At 71.0% G+C, this 5,601-nt stretch carries 5 protein-coding genes; 3 read left to right on the top strand and 2 right to left on the bottom strand.

Translation table 11 applies throughout. The features are described 5' to 3' along the window. Both R6V09_RS44525 and R6V09_RS44520 read right to left on the bottom strand, forming a co-directional pair. Positions 1-551, bottom strand: a 551-nt coding sequence (locus tag R6V09_RS44525; RefSeq protein WP_317887188.1) for an HAD-IA family hydrolase, incomplete at its 3' end; no start/stop codon positions are given. A 204-nt stretch (positions 552-755) separates the two neighbouring features. Further along, on the bottom strand, positions 756-1,337 hold the full coding sequence (locus R6V09_RS44520; protein WP_317887187.1) for a TMEM165/GDT1 family protein: 582 nt from the start codon (positions 1,335-1,337) through the stop codon (positions 756-758). 375 nt (positions 1,338-1,712) lie between these two features. Here R6V09_RS44520 and R6V09_RS44515 point away from each other — a divergent pair, with 375 nt between their 5' ends. The 3 genes from R6V09_RS44515 to R6V09_RS44505 form a co-directional block, all read left to right on the top strand. Then, on the top strand, positions 1,713-2,360 hold the full coding sequence (locus tag R6V09_RS44515; RefSeq protein WP_317887186.1) for an HNH endonuclease family protein: 648 nt from the start codon (positions 1,713-1,715) through the stop codon (positions 2,358-2,360). Positions 2,361-2,440: 80 nt separating this feature from the next. After that, positions 2,441-4,069, top strand: a complete 1,629-nt coding sequence (locus tag R6V09_RS44510; protein ID WP_317887185.1) for an alkaline phosphatase D family protein — start codon at positions 2,441-2,443, stop codon at positions 4,067-4,069. A gap of 86 nt (positions 4,070-4,155) precedes the next feature. Next, positions 4,156-5,601: FAD/NAD(P)-binding protein (locus R6V09_RS44505; protein WP_317887184.1), on the top strand; the 1,446-nt coding region annotated here is incomplete at its 3' end.

Below are 5,601 nucleotides of genomic sequence, written 5' to 3'. Positions count from 1 at the left end.
CTCACCACGCGCATCCCCGCGGCGCGCCCCGCCGCGATCCCCGCCCCGGAGTCCTCGAAGACCACACAGTCCGCGGGCGCGACGCCCAGTTCGGCGGCGCCCTTCAGAAAGCCCTCCGGGTCGGGCTTGCTGGCGCCGACCGACTCCGCGGTGATGCGGACCTCCGGCAGTTCCAGCCCGGCCGCACCCATCCGTGCCGTGGACAGCGCGACGTCCGCCGACGTCACCAGCGCGTGCGGCAGCCCCCGCAGCGAGGCCAGGAACTCCGGCGCGCCCGGGATCGGGACGACGCCCTCGACGTCGGCGGTCTCCTCGGCGAGCATGCGGTCGTTCTCGGCGTAGTTCTGCTCCATGGGCCGCCCGGGCAGCAGCAGCGCCATCGACGCGTGCCCCTGCCTGCCGTGCACGACCTTCATGACCTCGTCCGCGTTCAGCCCGTGCCGCTCGGACCAGCGCCGCCAGATCCGCTCGACGACGGCGTGCGAGTCGACGAGGGTGCCGTCCATGTCCAGCAGGAGGGCGCGGGCGGTGAGCACGGTGGTGGCCGTCATCGGCAGGCTCCAAGGAACGGAACGGATGAGGGGGTGCGGGTGGCCCCCGGAGGGACAAGGTGGCCCCGTCCGCCGGTCAGGGTAAACGAACGGGAGCCACTTTGTTTCTCCACGATACAAAACCGGACCGGCATCACGCCACCATCCCCGGAAACAGTTCACTCATCGTTCAGCTCGCGCGCCCGCTCAGCCCACTCAGCCCACTCAGCCCGCCACGGCCTCCCACAGGCTCCACGCCCCCAGCCCGAGCATCAGCACCGCCGCGACCTGCGTGATCAGCTTCAGCGGCACCCGCTTCATCAGCGCCTTTCCGCCGACGATGCCGAGACCGGCGACCGCCCACAGGGCCAGCACCGCGCCGAGACCGACGGAGAACGGGTCGTCGTAGCGGGCCGCGAGGTTGGCCGTCATGATCTGGGTCAGGTCACCGAACTCGGCGACCAGGATGAGCATGAAACCGGCGCCGGAGACCCTCCAGAAGGACTGGTCCTTGGGCCCCCGGACCTCCTCCTCGTCGTCGCCCTTCTTGAAGAGCAGCATCGCGGCCCCGCCCAGGAAGAGCACACCGGTGACGGCGGCCACGAGTTGCTGCGGGAGCAGGGTCAGCACGCTGCCGGCCGCGACCGCCAGCACCACATGCAGCAGGAACGCGGCGGCGACGCCGGCGAAGACGTACGAGGCGCGGTAGCGGGTGCCGAGGACGAGTCCGGCGAGCGCGGTCTTGTCGGGGAGTTCGGCGAGAAAGACGACGCCGAAGACGAGCGCCGTCACGCTGATGCTGATCAAGGTTCCTCAATCGGTCGGGGCCGCCCCACCGAGAGTGTGATTGCTGTCCGCGGACACCTCGGCACGGCAGCGCACACGAAAAACAACTGGTGCACTGCGTTGCCGAAGGTCTCGCTGGCCGATCCATCCACATCAACGCGATGGATCGTCCTCCGGGCGCCGGCTCAGACGAGCTGAGCAGTGTGTCGACGGTCCGGCGAAGAGCTACTCCCCTTCTGCGCCATTCACAGTACGCGAGGAAAAGTTCGACCGTAAACCTTGTCTTGTCATGCCCGCGTCACTAACTTCTTACCAAACGCACACCCAGCCGCAACACGGCACCGCAAGCATTCCTTCGCTCGCACTCCAACACCCCCACACCACAAGGGAGTTCGCATGCCGAAGATCTACGCGCGTCGACGACGGCTCAGCATACTCGCGGCTCTTACCGGACTCATAGCCTTCGCCGGACTCTTCAACGGCCCGACCGCCTCCGCCGCGCTCCCCACGCCGGTCAGCGCCGCCACCGCCCGCACCTACCTCGCCTCGCTCACCGTGGCGACCGAGGTCCGGACCGGCTACGACCGTGACCTGTTCCCCACCTGGATCACGATCAGCGGCACCTGCAACACCCGTGAGTACGTCCTCAAGCGGGACGGTACGAACGTCGTCACCAACTCCGCCTGCACCGCGACCAGCGGCAGCTGGTACTCGGTCTACGACGGCGCCACCTGGACCGCCGCCTCCGACCTCGACATCGACCACCTCGTCCCGCTCGCCGAGGCCTGGGACTCCGGCGCCCGCAACTGGACCACCGCCGCGCGCCAGGGCTTCGCCAACGACATCACCCGGCCGCAGCTGATCGCCGTCACGGACAACGTCAACCAGTCCAAGAGCGACCAGGACCCGGCCGAGTGGATGCCCCCGCTCGCCTCGTACGCCTGCACCTACGTCCGTGCCTGGGTCCAGGTGAAGTACTACTACGACCTCTCGGTCGACACGGCCGAGAAGGCCAAGCTGACCTCGGTCCTCAGCGGCTGCTGATCCTTTTCGGCAGCCCGGGAACCTGGTCACTGACCTCCGTCGTCCGTACCGTACGGGGCGACGGAGGAAGGTGATCAACCGTGGCCGGACTGCGCCTTGGACCACTGCTTCGCTACGCCGACGGCTCGTCCGCGACCGTATGGGTCGAGGCGAGCCGTCCGTGTGCCGCCGAGGTGCGCTGCGCGGACGGCGCCGGCGGTACCGCCCGCACCTTCCAAGTCGCGGGCCACCACTACGCGTTGATACCGGTGGAGGGCCTCACGCCCGGGACCTCGACGCCGTACGACGTCCTCCTGGACGGTATGCGGGTGTGGCCGCTGCCGGACTCGCCGTTCCCGCCCTCCGCGATCCACACCCCTGATGCCGACGGCACGGTCCGGGTCGCGTTCGGTTCCTGCCGGTGGGCCGCGCCGCCCGCCGACGACCACGATCCGGTGGGCCCGGACGCCCTGGACACGCTCGCCTCGCGCATCGCACGCGACCCGAAGGCCGAACGGCCGGACGTACTCCTCCTGTTGGGCGACCAGGTGTACGCCGACGAGGTCTCCGACGCGACCCGCCGCTGGCTGTCGGCCCGCCGCGACCTGAGCGAGCCGCCCGGCGGCGAGGTCGCGGACTACGAGGAGTACACGCGCCTCTATTACGAGTCCTGGCTGGACCCGGAGATCCGCTGGCTGCTCTCCACCGTGCCGTCGTGCATGATCTTCGACGACCACGACGTCATCGACGACTGGAACACCTCCGCCGCCTGGCTCGCCGACATGCGGGCCACCCCGTGGTGGCGCGAGCGGCTGCTGAGCGGGCTGATGTCGTACTGGGTGCACCAGCACCTGGGGAACCTCTCCCCCGCCGAACTGGCCGCCGATCCCCTCTACTTGGCGGTCCGCAGCACCCCGGACGGCACCGACGAACTCCGCGCCTTCGCCTGCCGCGCCGACGCCGACCCCGCCTCCGTCCGCTGGAGCTACCGGCGCGACTTCGGCCGGGTACGGCTGCTGATGGTGGACAGCAGGGCGGCCCGTGTCCTGGACGAGCAGCACCGCGCGATGCTCGACCCCGGCGAGGCCGACTGGCTGCGCACCGAGGCGCTGGCCGATCCCGGTTCCTACGACCATCTCCTCATCGGCACCTCACTGCCCTGGCTGCTGCCGCACCTCATCCACGACGCCGAGTCCTGGGACGCGGCCCTGTGCCGGGGCGAACGGGGCGCCCGCTGGGCCGAGTTCGGCGAGAAGCTGCGCCGGGCGGCCGACCTGGAGCACTGGGCGGCGTTCCCGGACTCCTTCGAGGAGTTGGCGGGGCTGATCGCCGAGGTGGGGTCGGGCGAGGCGGCACCGGCGTCGGTGCTCGTGCTGTCGGGGGACGTGCACCACGCGTACGTGGCGGAGCCCAAGTGGCGGACCGGCGCCCCGACTTCCCGCGTCCTCCAGCTGACCTGCTCGCCCGTCCACAACTCCATCCCCGCCTACATACGGGTCGGTTTCCGCTTCGGCTGGAGTGCCGTGGCCCGTGGTCTGGGCCGCCGCTTCACCCGGCACGGCCGCTGCGCCGGCCCCTCGGTCAAGTGGCGGAAAACAGGCGGGCCTTGGTTCGGCAACCAGCTCATGACCCTTACGCTGCGCGGCCGTTCGGCCCGGCTGCGGCTGGAGCAGGCGCGGGCGGACGGGACGCTGAGGACCGTCGAGGAGTCCCCACTGACATCCCCGTGACCTCGCTGCGGGCATGATGAGGCGGACCGTCCGCTTCCGGTGGGCGGTCCGCTCCATTGCGCCCCACACGCCCGGGAGTCCCCCCTTTGTCTGCAGCGAACGCGTCCGACGACGAACCGGCATCCGTCTCCGTCGCCGTGGTCGGCGCCGGTCCGCGCGGCACCAGCGTCCTGGAACGCCTCTGCGCCTCGGCACCGGAACTCCTCCCGCCCGGCACCCGGCTCACCGTCCACGTCGTCGACCCGGCACCCCCGGGCCCGGGCCGGGTCTGGCGCTCCGCGCAGTCCCCCGAACTGCTGATGAACACCGTGGCCTCCCAGGTGACCCTCTTCACCGACGACAGCGTCGACTGCTCCGGCCCGATCCGCCCCGGCCCGAGCCTGCACGAGTGGGCGCCCGCCGAACTCGGCCCCGACGACTACCCCACCCGCGCCCACTACGGCCGCTATCTGGAGTGGGTGTTCGCCCGCACGGCCCGCGAGGCGCCGGACTCCGTCGAGGTCGCGACACACCGGGCGAGCGCGCTACGGCTCGACGACACACCCGACGGCCACCAGTCCCTCACCCTGGACAACGGCCGTACCCTGTCCGCCCTTTCGGCGGTGGTCCTGGCCCAGGGCCACCTCCCGACGGTCGGCGACACCGCCCAACGGCGCCTCGCCGCCTACGCCTGCCGGCACGGCCTGCGCCACATTCCGCCCGCCAACCCGGCCGACGCCGACCTGTCCGCCGTACGGCCCGGCGAACCAGTGCTGTTGCGCGGCCTCGGCCTCAACTTCTTCGACCACACAGCCCTGTTGACGACGGGCCGGGGCGGCCGTTTCGTCCGCGCGGAGGACGGCTCTCTCCGCTATCTGCCCTCCGGCAACGAGCCCCGCCTGTACGCCGGTTCACGCCGCGGCATCCCGTACCAGGCCCGCGGCGACAACGCGAAGGGCCCGCACGGCCGCCACACCCCCCTCGTCCTCACCCCGGAGGCGACAGCCGCCTTCCGCAAACGCGCCGACTCAGGCGAGGCCCCCGAATTCCTCACCGAGATATGGCCGTTGGTGGCGAAGGAGGTGGAGACGGTCTACTACGCCACTCTGCTGCGGACGCTACGGCCGTCCCCGCACCCGGAGTTCACCGGGCGCTTCCTCGGCGTCCCGCACCACGATCCCCAAGAGGCCCTGATACTCGACGAGTTCGGGATCCCGGCCGCCGAGCGCTGGAGCTGGGACCGGCTGTCCCGCCCGTATGCGGAACCCGATCTCGCGCACCCCACCGCCTGGCGGCACTGGCTGCTGTCGTATCTGCGCGAGGACGCCGGGCAGGCCGCGCTCGGCAATGTGGACGGCCCGCTCAAGGCCGCCCTGGACGTGCTGCGGGATCTGCGCAACGAACTCCGGCTGGTCGTCGACCACCGCGGCCTCACGGGCGACTCGCGCCGCGACCACCTGGACCGCTGGTACACCCCGCTCAACGCGTTCCTGTCCATCGGCCCGCCCCGGCGCCGTATCGAGGAGCTGGCCGCGCTGGTGGCGGCGGGCGCG

The sequence above is a fragment of the Streptomyces sp. W16 genome (assembly GCF_033194735.1).
Lineage (GTDB): Bacteria > Actinomycetota > Actinomycetes > Streptomycetales > Streptomycetaceae > Streptomyces.
Note: the sequence above shows the minus strand (reverse complement) of the source record. Positions and strands in the feature narration are given on the sequence as shown.